This is a genomic window from Arcanobacterium phocae (assembly GCF_018913465.1).
GTDB classification, from domain to species: Bacteria; Actinomycetota; Actinomycetes; order Actinomycetales; family Actinomycetaceae; genus Arcanobacterium; species Arcanobacterium phocae_A.
Genome location: NZ_JABAPM010000001.1, coordinates 450273 through 470264, shown reverse-complemented (window position 1 = coordinate 470264; position 19992 = coordinate 450273). Strand labels below are relative to the sequence as shown.

12 protein-coding genes are annotated in these 19992 nt (G+C 49.6%); 2 read left to right on the top strand and 10 right to left on the bottom strand.

Annotation, left to right across the window (positions count from 1 at the left end; genetic code table 11):
* Positions 1 to 4 precede the first annotated feature (4 nt).
* Positions 5 to 5380, bottom strand: a complete 5376-nt coding sequence (locus tag KSO86_RS02225) for a S8 family serine peptidase (RefSeq protein ID WP_216378107.1) — start codon at positions 5378 to 5380, stop codon at positions 5 to 7.
* A 225-nt stretch (positions 5381 to 5605) separates the two neighbouring features.
* On the opposite strand from KSO86_RS02225, the gene KSO86_RS02220 reads away from it, so the two are divergent.
* Positions 5606 to 6274, top strand: a complete 669-nt coding sequence (locus KSO86_RS02220) for a DUF998 domain-containing protein (protein ID WP_216378108.1) — start codon at positions 5606 to 5608, stop codon at positions 6272 to 6274.
* Positions 6237 to 6875, top strand: coding sequence for an alpha/beta fold hydrolase (locus KSO86_RS02215; protein WP_216378109.1), 639 nt, complete (start codon positions 6237 to 6239; stop codon positions 6873 to 6875). The genes KSO86_RS02220 and KSO86_RS02215 overlap by 38 nt, the downstream gene beginning before the upstream one ends.
* Here KSO86_RS02215 and lysX read toward each other — a convergent pair.
* The 9 genes from lysX to KSO86_RS02170 form a co-directional block, all read right to left on the bottom strand.
* Entirely contained in the window at positions 6859 to 10056 is a 3198-nt protein-coding gene (gene lysX / locus KSO86_RS02210) for a bifunctional lysylphosphatidylglycerol synthetase/lysine--tRNA ligase LysX (protein WP_216378110.1), read from the bottom strand. The two genes, KSO86_RS02215 and lysX, sit on opposite strands and share 17 nt — an antisense overlap.
* Before the next feature lie 36 nt (positions 10057 to 10092).
* The gene (pyrB, locus tag KSO86_RS02205) at positions 10093 to 11175 is read right to left on the bottom strand and encodes an aspartate carbamoyltransferase (RefSeq protein ID WP_216378111.1); all 1083 of its coding nucleotides are present in this window, start codon (positions 11173 to 11175) and stop codon (positions 10093 to 10095) included.
* A gap of 3 nt (positions 11176 to 11178) precedes the next feature.
* Complete coding sequence (gene pyrE / locus KSO86_RS02200) at positions 11179 to 11823, bottom strand: orotate phosphoribosyltransferase (protein WP_216378112.1); 645 nt, start codon at positions 11821 to 11823, stop codon at positions 11179 to 11181.
* Entirely contained in the window at positions 11820 to 12518 is a 699-nt protein-coding gene (gene pyrF / locus KSO86_RS02195; protein ID WP_216378113.1) for an orotidine-5'-phosphate decarboxylase, read from the bottom strand. The genes pyrE and pyrF overlap by 4 nt, the downstream gene beginning before the upstream one ends.
* Position 12519: 1 nt before the next feature.
* On the bottom strand, positions 12520 to 13440 hold the full coding sequence (locus tag KSO86_RS02190) for a dihydroorotate dehydrogenase (protein WP_216378114.1): 921 nt from the start codon (positions 13438 to 13440) through the stop codon (positions 12520 to 12522).
* Positions 13437 to 14204, bottom strand: coding sequence for a dihydroorotate dehydrogenase electron transfer subunit (locus tag KSO86_RS02185; RefSeq protein ID WP_216378115.1), 768 nt, complete (start codon positions 14202 to 14204; stop codon positions 13437 to 13439). The genes KSO86_RS02190 and KSO86_RS02185 overlap by 4 nt, the downstream gene beginning before the upstream one ends.
* A gap of 3 nt (positions 14205 to 14207) precedes the next feature.
* A complete protein-coding gene (carB, locus tag KSO86_RS02180) occupies positions 14208 to 17399 on the bottom strand; it encodes a carbamoyl-phosphate synthase large subunit (protein WP_216378116.1) in 3192 nt (1063 codons plus the stop codon).
* A 33-nt stretch (positions 17400 to 17432) separates the two neighbouring features.
* Entirely contained in the window at positions 17433 to 18689 is a 1257-nt protein-coding gene (locus tag KSO86_RS02175) for a dihydroorotase (RefSeq protein WP_216378117.1), read from the bottom strand.
* 351 nt (positions 18690 to 19040) lie between these two features.
* Positions 19041 to 19958, bottom strand: a complete 918-nt coding sequence (locus KSO86_RS02170; RefSeq protein ID WP_216378118.1) for a hypothetical protein — start codon at positions 19956 to 19958, stop codon at positions 19041 to 19043.
* Positions 19959 to 19992 lie beyond the last annotated feature (34 nt).

The window sequence follows — 19992 nt, the reverse complement described above, 5'->3', positions numbered from 1 at the left end:
AGTATCAGCTCATACGCGCTCTACGGTTGAGGACCATACCGCCAGCAATAGTCAAACTAGCAAGTAGCGCCAGGGTTCCCGCATAAGAGCCTGTTGCTGCCAGTCCAACGCTATGCGATGTCGTATGGCTACCAGCGGCCAATGTACCAAACACTGGACCAGACCCGGTACCAGGCACGACCATCGGATCTTGCGGTGCAGTGCCGCCATTACTACCGCTGCCCTCTTGGGTATCGGGTTGAGTCTTCTGCTCAGGTTGTGAATCTTCTTTTACCGAGATATTAACAGTAATAAGTTTGTGAGATTCAAGGCCATTAGGCTGGACTGCACGAACCAAAACAGTATTTTTGCCGGGCATAAGAACAGTAGCTGGGTCGATGAGAAGATGAGCTTCTCCAACTCCGGAACCGTCACCTGCAAAATCAGCAGAACCGTCATCAGTGATGCTGAAATTAGCGAAGATAACCTTAGCAGCACTGTCATTATCGCGTAGCTGTTCCTTGGTTAGCTCCACGTCAACAGCATCTGGCCCGACAATTTGTGGCAACCTATCCACTGCGAAAGTAACTGCTTGCGCAGTTTGGTTCCCAGCAAGGTCATCGGCCAAAATCGTCATGGTATACAGACCTGCAGACAGTTTTTCAGTGTCGATCGGAATAGCGAGATCTCGGGTTTTCACCGTTGTCTGGCTACCGCTGACAAATACCTGATTTTCAACAGTTGGTTGTTTTTGCGCAGTGTCCGCGTCAGCCACATCACTATCTGAGTCAGCATCAGCGCGTTTGCTAATTCCTGCAGCTTCCAGACGCTCGAGTGCGGTCTCACGAATCTCACGTACATCGGCCATAAGATCCTCAACGTTTCGCTCAGTTATATCAATATCTGCATGAGCTTCTTCGTTCAGTACCTCAGTTCCATCAATACTATCGAGCTTGACTTTCAAACTCCGGAGGTGGGTGTCGTTAGCTGTGACATTTATAGGTTTATCATCGCCAACAACTGTGCTCTCCATAAGCTCATTGTCAGCATACGTTGCATCAACAGTTGGCTTGTCTTTATCAACGACAACTGGATAAACACCCAGGATCTGGTTACCGAAGCTATCAATCACCGTAACGAGAATCTTATCACCGTCCTTCACTTTAACTGGATAGGTGAACTCTCGTTCATTGGATTCCGCTCCAAGTCCAGAGTTATTTTCGCGTTGTTCGACGGTGTCTTTATTGATCAGGAACTTATATCCCCAACCGTCGTCGGACACGTTTCCGGTAAACACAACTTCATCATGCTGAGTGAAAATTGATCCGCCCAGTGTTATTGGTTGATCAATATGGATTTCCGGAACATTAACATCGATCAATAACTTAAATGATTGGCTCTTAGTCAGTACTGGATTATCTGCTTTTTCACCAGGAACATAGAGTTCCAGCCGGAAATCGCTTTGTCCAGTTGACGCTGGCACCTGGAGATTAAACTCGCCGGTATCACGATTAATATTAGCTACCAAAGGTTTCGGTTCTATCACCTTGTTATCTCCAGCTCGTCCTGTTGGTACCAGCTGGAACTTGGCAATCGCGTCCGCGTTGAGGGTACCACGCACAGTGAATACCTTGTTTTCTCGGTCATAATCTTTGGTGTCCGTTGGGACAGCACAAATTGCTAACTCTGGAGCACACTGTGCGTTACTAATAGTTGGCAGTGCTGCGCTAGAGATAAATCCATCGCCTGGCAATGGTGGCGGCGGAATAGCTGGGCCACCCGGCAACGGTGGAGCCGGAGGCACATCAGCGCTACGTCCTTTAATCGGTACTACTTCGGAGACTCGTTGTGCACCGTCACTACCGACAACAGTAACTGTTTGGGCATCTTCTGATACCTCAATCTCAGATTCAAACTTGCCATTCGTATCCAGCTGAGCTGATTGTCCGTTGACAAGTACCTCAAGTTGGGCCTTCTTGTTCGTATCAGTTAGTTGCCCACTTACCGTCACGGTATTGTCTTTAATCGGAGCAGGCTTAACTACTGCCAATGTTGGTGGCTGATCGTCATAGAACGGCGCTAGCTCTTGTTTGCTGACCGCAGATCCAGCAGAATCGTATGCCACCACAGTGATGTTATTTGTCCCAGGGGTCAGTGGCACGTATTCATAAAAATTACGGTCTTTTAGCGCAGCTGGTTGTCCGTTGATCGTAACGTGATCGACGTCGTCAGACACGTAACCGTCAACAATGAGCTTTGCGCCTTCTGGTTCTCCTTGCATCGTAACGTAAGGTTTGATCGGCCCAACTGGATGAGCATTCATGTCACGAGCAAACGATACACTAAGCTTTGCTGCCGGATCCAAAATGTATGAGGCACTGGTGATATTAGCAGCCATATCGCCTGCAGTCACTAATACGTGTGTTGTCCCCGGTGAAACTTTAATACGGAATTCCGTGTCTGAATTGTTCACTCGTTCGGCAACCAGGTTAGTCTGGGAGTCAGTATCTACAACGGGAGCAACTTGGACGCCTGAGCCAGTATCCTTCACAGTGAAGTATACAAATCCTTTAGCCTCGTCATAGTTGTTAAATGTAATGGTTGGTGACGTTGTATCGATACCAAATGGCATCTTCGTCACTTGCCAATCATATTCTGGAGAAACTCGCGCTTTGACTTGGAAGACATATTTTCCGTCAGGCACATTCGTGTACTTAACATTTTGTGCGTCATAGATCTTGCCGTCAAAGGCATACGCGCTGGCATTCTCCACAACATCGTCATCCGAAAATTGCGGATTCAAGAAATTCTTAAGGGTCAAACGGCGCAGATCCTGCTGTTTGCCCGTAGTCTGATGGATTTTCCCATCCTCAGACATGATCTCGTATTCAACATCGGATGCATTACGGCGAACAAGCAATTGTGGGAATATAACGTCTTGCATATGATCACCATTTGGAGACATCCAAAGCGTCAGATCCCGGTCATTATGAGATTCCTGAGGCATCTTATTGAGAAGGCCAATAGGAGTAACAGAATCTTCACGTAGGGTCGCTAAACCGGTGTACACCTTACGTTCAACAGGCTTTCCCCACTCGACATCTGGTGCTTCGATAATTTTTTCAGCATTCCAATCACCTACGAATCCAAGATATGGAATAGCAATGTTCGGAACTTTATTTCCAGTAAGCTGTGCCCATCCTTCAATGTAGTGTGATTTTCCGAGTTTTGGAACGAGTGTAAAAGTTACGTTCTTTTCGCTGCCTGCCGGAACCGTCACCGTCGTCGTATCAGAGGTCAACTTCTCCTGCGATACTACAGTTTTAGCTGCTCCCTTCTCGCCTTCGACTTCGTTAATGACAGACTGCTTAGGCACTGAGTAGGTTGCAGCTTTGTCACCATAATTATGCAAGGTTACGGTGAATGACGTCGCACCATGAACCTGTTTGAGCGAGACATATGGCTGGCCGTTGACCGTTGCAATCACCGGACTTTCGGTAGCCCGATCTACGCGAGCCAGACCAGCGCCCACTTGGCGTGGAGCGTACGGGATTTTTTCCTCATTAGTTGGAATCTCAGCAGTATTCATAAGTGCGGCACGTATACGATCTATTCGCTGTGTTCCAGTTAACTCCGGGAAATTCTTTCCATAATATTGCCACATGAGTGCCGATAGCCCAGCTACGTTCGGTGCTGCCATCGAAGTTCCAGACATTGACACATAGCGATTATCATTCTGAGTAGAGTAAACTTCGCCACCAACACCAGAAATATGCGGTGCAAAATCTAACGTCGGAGTTGGACCCCACGACGTGAACGACGACGGACGCAATGCCTCCGTACCCGCAAAATCCGTCAGTTTACGATCGTCAGTGAACTTCACGAAAACTTTTCCAGTACCGAGTGTTTCGACCATCGCCTTGCCGACTGAATGATACGTAGAAGCGGAAAATTCCGTGTATGCCTCGACTCCACCCATACCGATAAACTCGTCTCCACGCGCCTCATCGTTGTAGACCAAAACTCCAACAGCCCCGGCATCGAACGACTGCTTAAACATATCGGCGAAGGTAGTCCGGCCACGCTGAATCAGTGCAAACTTGCCTTTGAGCGCAGATTTTTTGTCTGCCGTGAAGTCAGAGACTTGACCGAAGCCAAGGTCAACGACTTCATGGAATTTTCCATCTGGTATTCCGGTCGCACTCTTGTGCGGTAAGTCTGTTTCTGTTCCACTTTCACCAGCTTTCCACGTGGCAACCGGAACTACTTGGACTTGGTTATCGATAGAAGCGACTGCAAAAGCACCGCTATCAGCAGCAGGAGAGCCAAGGGTAGCATCATCAAGTTGGTGCAAAACGTTGTCAGTTTCGCCGTTTGGAGAGAAGTTCTTCCCTTCGTTTCCAGCAGCTACAACCACCAGAGTCCCAGCTTCCCGTGCCTTTTCAATGGCTCGGTAAACGCCATCAGAGGCATTGCGGTTTCCATTAGGCGATCCCAACGACATATTGATGATGTCCGCTTTGAGTTTCACAGAGGCTTCGATCGCTGCAATAATGTCAGAATCGTTCGCACGCGCATTCGGGTTATTCGGGAAAACCTTCATCGCCAAAAGCTGTGCTTTAGGAGCTACGCCATCGAATGCATTATTCTTTACGACGTCGGGTTTGTCATTACCGGTTCGGATCGACCCGTTAGCCGCTACAATTCCCGAAACGTGCTGTCCGTGTTCGCTTTCGTTCTTATCAATGATGTCATAGTTGTCATCAGCAAAGTTATATCCGGCGGGAACCTTACAGGTGAATAGACCATTATGCGTTGTATCTGGCGAAAGTTTTGCGTTTTTGCATTCACCATCACTCAATTGCAGATCGTTATGCCGAGGATCGATACCCGAATCGATGATTGACACAACCGTGCCCGCTCCGTCTAACCCGTGATTATTATGAGCGTCAACGACGCCTTCCATTTTTCGAGCATTATGCTCTAACTTTTCAAATGTTCGTTCACGTTTGACTGAGGCCACTTCCGGCTCTTGCTGCAACGCTGGTATTTTATTTGCCGGCATTGTCGCCGCAAATCCATTGACGAGGAAGCCGAGCTGACGTCCTACCTCGAGGTGATACTTTTTAGCCCATTTTTCAATGAGTTCGCTCTGTTGCCCTTTATTATGCTGTTCACTCGAGTCAGAAAAGGACGTAGGCTGATTTTTGAGCATAACAAGTACACGTACTTGCTGCGAGGAACGCTCGCCACGCTCCTTAATCAGCCGATCCATTTCAGTCAGTGACATGCCACCCGTATGGTTGTCCTCGGGTGCTGGACTGGCAACTGCCAACGGCGCTAGGCCCAAACTGAGAGCCAGCGACGCAGCAAATGCACTAGATTGTAAAAATCTTCCCATCACATCTCCTTAGATATTTAAAATCAACTTAATAAATACTCCATTTCTTTATGTTTTGCTTACCATTCTCATTATGCGAACACTGTGTTCTCTATCTCTCACTAAAAATCGTAAGTATTCTATAAAGATGCATGACAGTTGGTAGTAATTGGCGTCGTTAGCCATAAAAGATTACTGACCTGATAAACTTAATCAGTCCATGATTAACGAAATAACCTATTGCGGGTGGTTGCTATCTCTCCTTCATCACGAGTATTCAAACTTGGCATATGGTTATGCGTGATTAGCGGGATCATGTATGCATCTTTTATTTTGGAAGCCATCTTTGGTTTTCCACTTGATCCGCGGTTGAGTTATCTGTCTGAATATTTTGCGCTCGATAGCCCTTACCGTCTTATCTTTGCAACATCGGATCTACTGACGGCAACTTTAGCTTTAGCCGGCCTCATATGCTTAGCAGATTTCAAACGTTCGTGGTCTCGGATACAAACCTTTATAGCAGCGTGTTACAGCGTATTTGCAATAGCATCTTTTTTTGATGTTATTTTTCCACTCAAATGTGCAGAATCTCTGGATTTCTGCGAAAAAACAGGCCTTACGGCGCACCTAGTAGCATCAGCAATTGTCAGTGGCAGTCTCTTAATTATTGCTACAGTCGTTATAGTTCTAGCCATCACTAAAAAAATAGCTCCTCGCTACCGTCTAGTTTTAATAGCTATCTCGATTATCTACATCTGCTTAACACTTCTAATCGCAGTGCTAGATTTTACTGTCGTGCCAATCGGCTATTTACAACGATTCCAAGTATTCTTTGCTTGTCTCATTCTGGCGAATGCAGGTATTATACTGAGACCTTATGAATATCATCATTCCCGGGTTAGCCTTAGCTCCTGAGTTTTACGAAGCCAGATTCCAGGATGCCCGTGTGGTCGATACTTGGCGCTTTCCTTGGATTTCTTCATGTAGCGAAGCGAATACTTTTTATTACGACGGCGAACCTGTCACTCTTATTGGCCACTCTCTAGGTGGATTAATGGCATTGGAATGGGCATTACTCTTTCCACAAAACGTCTGCCGTCTAGTACTTCTAGATCCCACCTTTCCGCGAGATAACGCCGAGTACACAATTAACAACCCACTGGCAAATATTGCTACCCGTTTGTTACCTCTCCCCTTAGCGCCCTTTATTGACAACTCAATATTAGATCGGCGATATCGAGGAAAACAGAACAGACAATTCCTAGCTCACCAGTGGAACTACGCGAGCACATTAGAAACGCGAGTTTCCCAATTACTTACAGCAAGTACAGTGGCACCCCATATTCGCACTCATGTGATAGTTGGCGCAGGGAATGGAAGGCAAACCCGGTTCTTGATGGAGCAGCGTACACTCGCGTCAATGTTGGACGCAGAATTGGTTATGCTGTGGGGCGAAAACCACCTTTTCCCACTCACCAGCCCAGAGCTCGTATCGCCTTTCATTTCTCCGGTTTAACGAAGGGGAAAGCCAAAATCTCTCGGATACTTGTACCCGTCAGGAACATAACCATTCGGTCTACACCGATCCCAAGTCCTCCGGTAGGTGGCATCCCAAACTCTAAGGCCTCTAAGAAAGGTTCATCTACTTCCATGGCTTCCGGGTCTCCACCTGCGGCAAGCAATGATTGCTGTACAAACCGGGAGCGTTGTTCTAGTGGATGAGACAACTCGGTATATGCTGTTCCGAGTTCCATACCCAGTCCAACCAAATCCCAACGCTGAGCAATATGTGGAGTGTTTGGATCCGCCATCGTCAATGGTGACGTTTCTACCGGAAAACCAGTGTAGAAAGTGGGGAAAACCGTCGTCGGCTCGATAAGTTCATCATATAGTTCTGTTACGAGTTGGCCGACTGTCTCAGCGTCGACTTCGTAGCGTTGCGCTAGCTCCGCATAGTCACTGATATCGCTTCCAGGAATGATGGTGCAGCCAACAGCCTGTGAAACCGCATCGAATACGGAAACGACCGGCCATGGTTTACTTAGATCCAGAACGGTGCCATCTTGGGAAGTTACTTCTGGTTTCCCATAAATTGCTTCTGCAGCACCTCTAAACAAGTTTTCGGTTAATACTCGCATCGAATCCCAATCACCGTAGGCTTCATAGGCTTCCAGTGAAGTAAATTCTGGATTATGCGTAGCGTCGACGCCTTCGTTACGGAAATTTCTTCCTATTTCAAAGACCTTCGGCATACCTGCGATAACGAGCCGCTTGAGGTAGAGTTCTGGCGCAATGCGAAGTGTCAGATGCTGATCATAGGCACGGATGTGGGTATGGAACGGACGGGCGTTTGCGCCACCGTGAATTGCCTGAAGAATCGGCGTCTCAGCTTCTAAGAATCCTTGAGAATAGAGAGATTGGCGCACGAATGCGACTACTTTAGACCGGGCTTCAAACAGCTGGTAGGAACGAGCGTTCAGCGCATAATCAATATGCCGCATTTTAGCGCGCAAGTGAGGGTTTACTAGTGGAGTCTGCGGTAGCGGCACCAGAGATTTAGCCGCCATCGCCCACGACTGAGCCAGTAAAGATACAGTACCGTTTCGAGATGTACCGAGAACACCGGTCACCGAAATCAAATCACCACGATTAACGAAAGATCTAAAATCTCGCCAGCTAGTTCCGGCAGTACGTTCAAATAGGATTTGGATAGTAGCATGTTCTTCTACAAGGTCAGCAAAAACTACTCCCCCAAAATCGCGGATATGACAGATGCGACCGGTTAGAGAAATTTCCCCCTCAGGACTCTTGCCAGCCTCAACGACGTCTTTGACTGAGTGGGTCCGCGGAACTCCAACCGGGTATCCGACGCCGCCAGCGGCTTCAAACTGAGCAAGTTTCCGACGTCGTACACCGCGTTGCTCGGAAACGCGTGGTTCTGGGACTGGCCGATTGATGAGCGACTTTTCCAGCTCGATTATGTCGTTGGGCTCTCCAACCGGCGGGAAATAACGTGACAGAGATGGCAAGAAGCCTTCTGCGGTAGCGTATGCCAGCAAAGTACGAGCGGTGAAAAAAGCATTGTCTATGCATAAGTATCTAGTCTGCCAGCGCGGCCGATACTTGACATTTGAACGATACAACGAATAGATCTGCCACCAGCGAGAGGTGAACATCAAGAATTTCATGGCGAAGCGTTGACGTATACTAGCGCCTACCTTGGCTCCTCGCTCAATTGTCTCGCGCATGACAACGAAATTCAGCGAAATCTGTTCGATCCCCATGTTCGCTGATTCCTGGGCCAACGAGGCCACCATAAACTCAGTTACTCCGGAAACAGCATCTGGAGATCTGCGCATAACATCGAGCGATAAACCGTGCAAACCCCATGGAGCAAATGTCAACAAACCAATCGGGTTTCCGCTGCTATCATGAGCGCTGACGATAACATTGCGCCAGTCGCGTGGATCACCGACTCGCTCCGATGCCATTGTAAATCCGCGTTCATCGCCAACCCGCCACTTGTCAGCGAGCAAGGCAAGCTGAGTCAGCTCCTCAGCTGGAATTGCGTGTTGACGACGAACTTTAACTGAGTACCCGGCACGGCGCGGTGCGCTCAACGCACGGCGCACATCAGGAAGATCTTTGAGATGGAAATCTGCCACATCAATAATGGTTTCGTCGCCCAACGGGAAAGCGTTTAAACTGGCTACTTTATACGCTTTAGCACCGGCTTCAGACACAGAAACTGCAGCCACAACCCACGAATGTTTGCGGGCATAGTCACGCCAAGTTGTGACTGCTGCTTTCCATGATTGTGGATCACCGATAGGGTCGCCGGCAGCCAAACACACACCGTTTACTACACGGTAGGTTACGGCTGCTCGCCCGTCAGGCGAGAGTACCATATTCCGATCATAGCGGGTAGCGAAATAACCCAACGAGTCAGTTGATGGTGGGTCAAGTAGCAGTCGCCGAATCGTCATATGCTCTGTTGCACTAACAGATGGGACTTTCGCTGATTTCAAGAGCACCATGAGTCCAATAAATAGACCCATTGCCGAGATGACACCAGAGACAATTCGGATCGCATGCGGGATACGATAATGCGCTAGTTCTGCAGGATCATTTGGTGATATACCGAAAGCAATGTCAACTGCAGTAGAAAGTGGGCCCTCTGCGGTTGGAACATGCTGATAGGTCAACATAGCCCAGGCTATTAATGTGGATAGTGCAAGTCCAGTAACAAGAATGAGGAGCGAAAGTGCCCATCGCCCGCGAACTCGCATGGGGAATTCTTTGATTGACCAGATACCTATGCATATATATAGCAACGCAAAAAGCATATTAGTTGTTACTGCTACTATTGCAGCTGGCGATAACGAAAAAAGCTCATCCGAGAAGAAGAGATATTCTTCGATACCGCCAATGAGGTTTGGTAACTGGACGACAACAAGGTAGAACACCAAAGCCGCGCGTTGTCCACGAAGCATCCCTGAAGTCAAAATAACCATCAGCAAGGTAATAAAAAGACTTGGATAACCAGGCAATGCGACGAAGGAGAACGCGTAATCAACAAACCGCACAAACCCTGGCACTATATAGCGCAAAACGAGACCAGCTACCAGCCACAAGGCGCTGACCTGAGTTGTGATAAGAATTAGTGAAGAACGCGGAATGCGATAAGTTTCAGCCATGATCTCAATTTTAAACGAGAATCATGGCTGAAACTATTACAGATTAGGTGCGATATAGTCACAGTAAACACATTGCCGCGTATCTGGATACAACCGCAGGACTATGTCACGCTCAAAATGGGTAATGCACCGCGAGTTTGGGCATATTGTGGTTTCTGTCGGAATCGAGTGTACAAACTCTTCCCGTTGCTCGCGTTCTTGGTTAGTGTCAGCCGCTTGAAGCAGATGGTGGATGAGTGCCATCCGCATCATTTTTCCATTGTACGTTTGCTCAAAATATTTCGCTCTCGGATCGCTATCGACTTCGGGCGATATTTCACCGACTCGCGGCAATGGATGCATAACGATACAATCCGGCGACGCATTCTCCATCATGCTAGCAGTTAAAATGTAAGCTCCCTTGAGACGCTCATACTCGTCTCGGTTAGCAAAGCGTTCTTGCTGGACGCGCGTCATGTAGACAACGTCGGCCTGCGGCAATGCATCAGCCAACGATGTTGTTTCCCGGATGTCCACTCCTTGGCTACGCACATGAGCAAGGAAGTCAGCAGGAAGCTTTAGCTCAGGCGGGCTGACCATAATAAATGTATTGTTTGGGTAACGCATCATGGCATGGAGTAACGAATGAACCGTACGGCCGTAGAGCAAATCCCCCACTGCTACGATAGTTAATCCTTCTAATCGGCCAAAGGAGCGTTCGATCGTCAACAGGTCAGCTAATGTTTGCGTGGGATGGAAATGACCACCGTCGCCCGCATTGATCACGGGTCTGCTCGCTGCGTTCGACGCTACCAAAGCAGCTCCGTCATGCGGATGACGCATCGCAACAATATCTGCATAATTCGATATCACAGATAATGTATCTGAGATTGTTTCGCCCTTGGATGCTGAGGAATGGCTGGCGGAGGGAACAGAGAGCACATGTCCCCCTAAACCGTACATGGCTGCTTCAAAGCTGAGCCGGGTGCGCGTTGACGGCTCATAAAACAGTGTTGCAAGGATCTTCCCGGCTGCCGCATGAGCGTATGTTTGGGGATGTTCAATCATGTCATGGGCAGTGGCAAGTAGCTCGTCGATCTCAGAAACCGTCAGGTCATTTATGTCGATAACGCTTCGCATGATTTATTCTGCCTTCGTCAGCCACGAATCATCACGTGGGTTATCTCGAAAAGCTCGCAAGCGTGGCAGATCCGCACTGGAAATTAGTCCGGTTTTTTCGGCTAATTCAATCGCATTGTCGAAGTTTGTCAAGGTGGTCAGCTCGATATTGGCTTCCTGCATCGCTGCTTGTGCTACCTGCATTCCATAGCTAAAGATAGCGACGATCCCGAGCACATTCGCACCAGCGTCTTGTAACGCACGAACCGTTTCGATCACGGAACCGCCGGTTGAGATCAGATCTTCAACGACGACGACGTTGGCCCCCGGTTCTAATCGTCCTTCAATCCGGTTAGTGCGTCCATGGTCTTTTGCCGAAGAACGCACGTACCCCATCGGAATACCTAGCCGATCTGCCGCGAGCGCAGCATGCGCGATACCGGCGGTGGCGGTACCCATGAGGACTTCGGTATCGGGGAATGCTTCGCGGATTCGTTGTGCGAGCGCATCTTCTACGATGTTTCGTTGTTGTGGAGCGGTAAGAATCAATCGGTTATCGGTGTAGATAGGACTTTTAATTCCGGAAGCCCAAGTGAATGGATCATCTGGACGCAAGAAGACTGCTTGAATGTCAAGTAACGCTTGAGCGACGGTTTGGGCGGTATTCATCGAGTAAACTCCTTAACGCAACGGGTGTATGCAGCTACTGGGTCAGTAGCTTGGGTTATTGGGCGGCCAACAACAATCATGTCGGCTCCTAGTTCATAGGCTTGGTGTGGGGTGGTGATTCGCCGTTGGTCATCCGCGGCGCTGTCCGCAAACCGAATACCCGGGGTGACTGTGAGGAATGACTTCCCCAGTTTCTCGTGTACTGGCTGGGCTTCTAATGGTGAACATACGACGCCGTCGAGACCACTGTGTTGTGCGTTGGCTGCGTAGCTAGCAACAACGTCAGGCATAGGTTGCGAGATGAGGAGTTCATCTTCAAGCATCTCTTGGCTGGTCGATGTTAGTTGAGTTACGCCGATGAGGAGTGGACGGGTTCCATCTGATCGGGTGAGGCCCTCGATGGCTGCTTTCATCATGGTGCTTCCGCCAGCGCAATGGAGGTTTGTCATATCGACGTCGAGTTGGGACAGCACCCGCATTGTTTTGCGAACAGTTTGTGGAATGTCGTGCAGTTTGAGGTCGAGGAATATTTTATGTCCGCGTTTTTTCACTTCCCGAACGATCTCTGGTCCACCGGCATAGAACATCTCCATGCCAATTTTGACGAATGGTTTGTCATCTTCAAACAGGTCCAAGAACGTAGTGAGAGTGTGGGCGGAATCGAAGTCACAGGCTACGATAACGTCTCGTGTCATGTTATGAGTCCTTTCGGTGTGGGGTAAGGGAGGCTAAGGTTTGTATCCCGTATCGGTCCATTTCAGCTGGTAGCTGTTGAATAATTTCTAAGCAGGCGTAGGGATTGACGAGATTAGCGGTGCCTACTTGGACGGCAGTGGCACCAGCATGCATCATTTCGATGACGTCGCGAGCGCTGGTAATTCCACCGATTCCAATCACAGGGATATCGACGGCATGGGTCACGTCCCACACCATTCTTAAAGCCATCGGGAATACTCCCGGGCCTGATACCCCGCCGGTACGGTTAGCAAGAATAGGCTGTCCAGTGCGTAGGTTCAGCCGCATACCGACGAAGGTGTTAATCAAGCTGAGCGCATCAGCACCGGCATCCTGGCAGGCCTGAGCAGTATCGACTACTGCCCCGCTATTTGGCGATAGCTTCATAATGACAGGTTTTGTTGTTACCTCTTTGATTGCTTGACACACCTGAGCCGCCGATTCGGGCGAGTCCGCAAATGTCTTGCCACCATCGTGAACGTTAGGGCAGGAAATATTGACTTCTAACCAGCCAACGTTTTCTTGTGCATCCAGCGCCGCTGCGACCTGCTCGTATTCCGCGAGCGAAAATCCAGCGACGTTTGCCATCACTGGTTTATGGAAATACGTTCGCATCTGCGGCAGTTCATGGGAAATAACTGCATCCGCGCCAGGATTTGCTAGCCCGATAGCGTTGAGCATCCCGCCTGGTGCTTCCGCCACCCGCGGTTGAGCGTTTCCCGGGCGCGGCTGCGCCGTCGTCCCCTTAAACGAGAACGTCCCCAACTGGTTAATGTCCCACAGGCGAGCAAACTCGGCACCAAATCCGAACGTGCCCGAAGCACCAATGATGGGGTTGTCGATAGTAATTCCACATAAATCAACTGCGAGTCGATTCGTCATCGCACTACCTCCCCACCAAAAATCACGTCCGTACTGTCAAAGACTGGACCTTCCACGCATACGCGTTCCAACCCTCGGACGGTCTGTACAGTGCAGCCTAAGCAGGCACCAAAGCCGCATCCCATATGTGCTTCCAGACTGACCTGGACATCTCCACGCGAGCGCGCGACGACGGAACGTAACATCCCCTCTGGTCCGCAGGCTAAGACGTGCGACGCATCATCGGGCATAGCGGCAGTCACAAAACCTGCTACCCCATACGATCCGTCTTCAGTAGCTACCGAAACGTCACAGCCAAGTTCGCGAAAATCTTGTTCGGCATACACGTCATGTGCAGTACGGAACCCCAGCAGAACGTGCGGCCTGTATCCACGTGCAACTGCATACTTCGCGGCGAAATAGAGCGGCGGTATTCCAGATCCACCACCAACAAGAACCGGGGTTGGTCCCGCCCCGTCCACGTCAAAACCGTGTCCGAGCGGGCCGAGAACGTCGATCTTTGTGCCGGGTGTGACGCTGGCAAGTGTCTGAGTTCCAGCACCTACCTGGGCAACTATCAGCGTTAAGGTGGCGCCGCCGTCGTGCTCATATACCACGTCAGCAATGGCTAACGGTCGGCGCAAGAAGAATCCCGGAATTGTGACATTCACGAATTGTCCCGGCTGCGCAGGCGCGAACGACTCGCATCGCAGCCGCAACCGATAAATTGTTTCTGTCAGCGCAGTATTCTCAACCACGCATGCGTGAACCTTGATGTTTGTCATTAATCAGGCTCCTTGGCGGCGCGGTGCATCGATCGTCGAAACGTTCAAGGTAATTTCTTCGAGCACATCAAGCAACACATTCACCGTGTCGAGTGATGTCAATAAGGTAACCGAAAACTCGGATGCCTTCGCTCGAATCTGTGCCCCATCGGACTTTTGGGATGATTCTTCAACGCCTTGCGTATTAATAATGTAGGACAGATGCTGCGCTTCGATCGCATCGATGATCTCGGTTGAACCTTCCGAAATCTTACTCATCGCATGGGTACGAATACCGTTTTCTTTCAAGTATCGGGCAGTGCCCGCAGTAGCCGCAATATTGAAGCCGAGATTGTAGAATCTACGGATAAGACCGAGCGCACGCTCCTTATCTTTATCGTCAATAGTCGCCAGCACAGTTCCGTAGTTGAGAAGATTCATTCCAGCAGCTTGCAGGGCCTTATAGAGAGCACGGTTCAGATCGTCGTCGTACCCGATCGCTTCGCCGGTCGACTTCATTTCTGGGGAAAGGTAGGCATCCAAGCCTTTGATCTTGTTAAACGAGAAAACTGGAGCCTTGACGAAGAACCGATCGCGTTCTTCCGGATAGAGGTCGAAGATTCCTTGTTCTTTAAGTGATTCGTCCATAATCGCTCGAGTAGCGATAGCTGGCAATGCAAACCCGGTGACTTTCGACAAGAACGGGACGGTACGCGAGGAGCGTGGATTAACCTCAATAATGTAGACCTTTTCGTTTTCGTCCACGATGAATTGGACGTTGAACAATCCGGTGATCCCGATCGCCAATCCCAGTGCCTTCGTATACTTTAAGATCTGTCCTTTGACCTTGCCGGAGACCGAGAACGTTGGATAGACCGAGATTGAATCCCCCGAGTGGACACCGGTGTGCTCCACCAGCTCCATGATTCCGGCAACAAACACATCACGCCCATCACAAATCGCGTCGACTTCGAGTTCTTTTCCGGAGATATATTTATCAACCAGTACCGGTCGATCCACGTCGATATCCAATCCTTGTGATAGGTAGTGACGCAGTTGCTGGTCCGAGCCAACAATCCGCATCGCGCGCCCACCCAGGACGAACGACGGACGAACTAACACTGGGTAGCCAACCTGATGAGCCACTGCAAGACCATCGTCAACATTCGTCACAGCTTTGCCGGGTGCCTGCGGAATGTTTAGTTCCGACAGCAATCGTTCAAACTCATCGCGGTCCTCGGCCCGGTTAATAGCTGCCAAGGACGTACCCAACAGGTTTACTCCGCGCTCAGCCAACGGACCGGCGAGGTTAATCGCAGTTTGTCCACCCAAAGACGTAATCACGCCGATAGGCTGTTCAAACTCCACAATGTTCATCACGTCTTCTGGCGTTAGTGGTTCGAAGTAAAGCTTATCAGCCGTCGTGTAATCGGTAGAGACAGTTTCGGGATTGTCGTTGATGATGATCGCTTCGTATCCGGCTTCTCGAATCGTTTTAATCGCATGTACCGAGGAATAGTCAAATTCCACTCCTTGACCGATTCGGATTGGTCCAGCTCCCAGCACAATAACCTTTTTACGATCGGTCAGTTGCGATTCGTTGTGGCCTGAGAAGGATGAGTAGAAGTATGGCACATACGCGCCAGACTTCAGCGTATCAACCATGCGGAATGCCGGAACAATTCCCGCATCATGCCGGCGCGAGCTCACCTCATGCTCGGTGGTGTCCCACAGCCGAGCAATCACTGTGTCCGCAAATCCCATCTGTTTTGCTTCGCGCAAAACGTCGTCGTCTAACACGTGATCTAGTAGTTTGTTTTCCATCGCAACGATCGATGCGAATGATTCGAGGAACAGCGGGGTGACCATCGTGACCCGATGAAGCTCGTCAATACTTGCGCCGCGGCGCAGTAATTCAACGATCGCAAACATCGTATCGGAACGGAACTGCGTCACGTAGGCCCACAAGTCGTCGTCGGACATCTGGGCAAACGTTGGCATAAAGAAATGGTCGACGCCGATCTCTAAAGACCGTACCGACTTAAGCAAACATTCTTCTAGGTTCGAACCAATTCCCATCACCTCGCCAGTAGCTTTCATCTGTGTGCCTAAGAGGTTAGGTGCATCAGTGAACTTATCGAACGGGAAGCGCGGGAACTTTGCCACTAAATAATCGAGGACTGGATCTTTGCTAGCAAATGTTCCAGCCACCGGAATCTCGTCAAGAGTCAGACCGAGTGCGACTTTCGCTGTCACTCGCGCAATCGGATACCCCGAAGCCTTGGATGCCAAGGCGGACGATCGTGACACTCGTGGATTAACTTCAATGAGGAAGTATTCGCTCGAGGTCGGATTGACTGCGAATTGGACGTTGCAGCCACCTTCGATTTTCAAGGCACGAATCAGTTTGAACGCAGATTCTTTAAGCATCGTTAAATCGGCGTCGCTCAGGGAGAGCGCCGGGGCGACGACGACGGAATCCCCAGTATGCACGCCCACCGGATCAATATTTTCCATCGAGCAGATGCAGATTGTGTTATCCGCACAGTCACGCATCACTTCAAATTCGATTTCCTTATAGCCCAAGATAGACTTTTCGATCAGAACCTGGCGAACTGGGGAAAGCTGCAAGGCATTCTGCATCATATCGATCAGCTCAGGCTCATTATGAGCAAAACCGCCGCCGGTACCACCAAGGGTAAATGCTGGACGCAAAACGACCGGGTAACCGATGCGTTTAGCTGCGACCTTCGCTTCATCGATTGAATAAGCGATCTCGGAAGCAATCACCGGCTCACCGATGGATTCACACAGCTCTTTAAACTGCTCACGGTCTTCGGCACGTTCGATTGACTCAGATGGAGTTCCCAAAAGCTGAACTCCACATTCAGCCAGAATCCCCTTCTTTTCCAACTGCATGGCAAGGTTCAAACCAGTCTGGCCACCGATTCCTGGAACAATAGCATCTGGGCGTTCCTTGCGAATAATCTTGGCGACGTATTCGAGAGTTAACGGTTCCATGTACACACGATCCGCGATTTCCGAATCAGTCATGATTGTTGCTGGATTAGAATTAACCAGAATAACTCGGTAGCCTTCTTCTTTCAAAGCTAAGCAAGCTTGGGTTCCAGCATAATCAAATTCCGCAGCCTGACCGATCACAATCGGGCCAGATCCAATAATAAGTACAGTTTTGACGGTGTTGTTCTTTGGCATTGTTGTTCTCCGTTGTCGTTGTCGTTAATCGTTTTACAGCTCGTGGGTGGTGTAGACAATCGCGTTGTCATAGATAGTCGCTAGGCAGCGTCCCGAAACTTCCCAGCCCGTAAACGGCGTGGCCTTGCCGAGCGAAATAAAGTCGTGTGGGTCAATGGTGTAGGTTGCATCCAAATCCCAGATAGTGAAATCGCTGGAGCGCTGAGCAACATTGAAGCGCTCCCGGCCAGCCGAAGTGAATAGTTCGATAGCCCGTTCCAAGGTCACGTGGCCAGTTTTAACAAAGTGGCTATAAAAAAGCGGGAATGAAATCTCAATCCCGACAACCCCAAATGCTGAATGCGCCAAACCACGGCCTTTCTCTTCAGCCGAATGCGGCGCGTGATCTGTCGCAATCAGATCAACTGTGCCATCGGTTAACGCATCGATTAACGCGGCTCGATCGGCTGGCTGACGCAACGGTGGATTCATTTTGAACCGGCCATCGTCGATCAGCATTGATTCGTCTGCCAGCAGATAATGCATGGCAGTTTCGCAGGTAACATTCAAGCCTTCAGCTTTAGCTTGGCGGATCAAATCCGCTGATTCGCCGCACGAAATATGGCAAACATGGTAAGCCGGTAAGTAACCTTCTTCTTTTAGCTCGCGTAACATTTTAATATCTCGTGCAATTTGCAGATATTCCGCTGTTTTAGGAATGCCGATCAGATTATGCTCCGCAGCGTATGGGCCGTCGTTGATACAAGAATTCGCTGGCCGCAGTTCGCCATCTTCGGCATGAACAGCGACGATGCTGCCCGCTTGTGCTAACAAGCGCAACGCATCTTTCATAAGATCTGAATTGTCGACACCGTGACCGTCGTCGGAAAACCCAATTACGTGTGGTGCAAGATCACTTATGTCGGCTAACTCAGTGCCAGCTTCTCCCTTTGTGACTGACGCATAGGGAAGAGTTTCAATAACGGCGTCACGGTTAATGAGCTCCTGCTCAAGTGCTAATGTCGTCAAGCTATCTGGCACCGGATCAAGGTTTGGCATAGCACCAACGGTAGTAAAGCCGCCACGTGCCGATGCCCTAGTTCCGGTAGCAATTGTTTCTTTATAGCTTTGGCCGGGCTCTCGCAGATGGACATGAACATCGCAGAAGCCTGGGAACACTGCAACATTAGCGGAAATTTCGCCACTATCTTGTGCTCGATGAATTGCGTCAACGAGGCGAAGCAACTCGGGACAATTATTATCGCGTGCATACCGCTCAAATTGAGTAAGCGTCGCAATAGTGTTTGCCATAACTATGCCTTTCACTAGTTCCCTAGGGTAATAAAAAAGCCTTGGTAAAAAACCAAGGCTTCAATAGCAATAAATAACGAATAACGGGAAAAATAATTCCCGGTTTCCACGAAGAAGTTGGGATCCACGAAGAATCACATAACCAACAGAAAGAGCGACGTAGGCGGGTATTGCGTGCTGCCACTTCTCCTCCTTCCAGCGGTTCTTCTTTTTGGGCTGAGGTAACTGTAGCAAGCAGACATCCGCAGAGCAAAACTCATTCCCACACTGTGGTGCTCAATACACCACAATGTGAGATTAAAAGATGTGTGCCCGGTGGCTAGCACCGGGCACACATCTGAATGAGACTGCTCAGAAGCTCCGCATAATGAGCACATTCAAAATAAACGAGATGATCAACGCAGCGGTAGTCAGGCTGGCATATGGAACTGCCGGCGATTTAGCCATCCGGCCTTCACGGTTGATGCCAACGTAAAGCAACAGTTCACCAACGATAGAAGCGATAATAATCATGATCGCAACAACCAGGGTTAAGAATGCAGTAAAGCCGGATGCCGGCAGAAGAACAATAATGAACACGATTGGCAGGAACATCAACGCTGGAATGCATGCGACTGTGTAGAGCGTTAGTGCACGCATAAACTGGACAGTCAATCCGCGTACTTTCAGTGTCAGCATAATAGCAATGGCGCGCATGGAAATAGCCAAGACACTAGTTACTAAGAACAAGATCAATGCATAGAACCACTGACCGAAATTGAGTGAAAAGTAGCTATAGTGATGATCCAAGATACCCATCATTGTCCCGTAGTAATCACCTTCAGCGAACGGTCCAAAATTGGATCTTGCCAGCGAAGTAGCGCCCAAGATTCCAGCAGTAAGAATATAAATGCCGAAGGTCACTAGAGCGAATAAGCGCTGCTGGAAAATAGTTGCGAATGTATCGCTAGTCCGGCCGTGCCAGATGTGTCCAAAGACCCGAGGAATATCTTTGAGTGCAAGAATAACTGGGCTTGGCTGGGCTGGCTGTTGTGCATAGCCTTGCGGATAAGCCTGCGGCGGAACATATCCCTGCTGCGGAACAGCTGGTTGTCCCATGTTCGGCTGCGGCGGAACATATCCCTGCTGCGGAACAGCTGGTTGTCCCATGTTCGGCTGCGGGGCTGCCGGCTGCTCCGGCTCTTGCGGAGCTACCGGCCGATCCGGCTCTTGCGGAACTACCGGCCGATCCGGCTCGGTTGGGTTAAGATTCTCATTGTTCTCTGACATTAGAACTCTTCCTATATTCGATAAAACCTAGTAA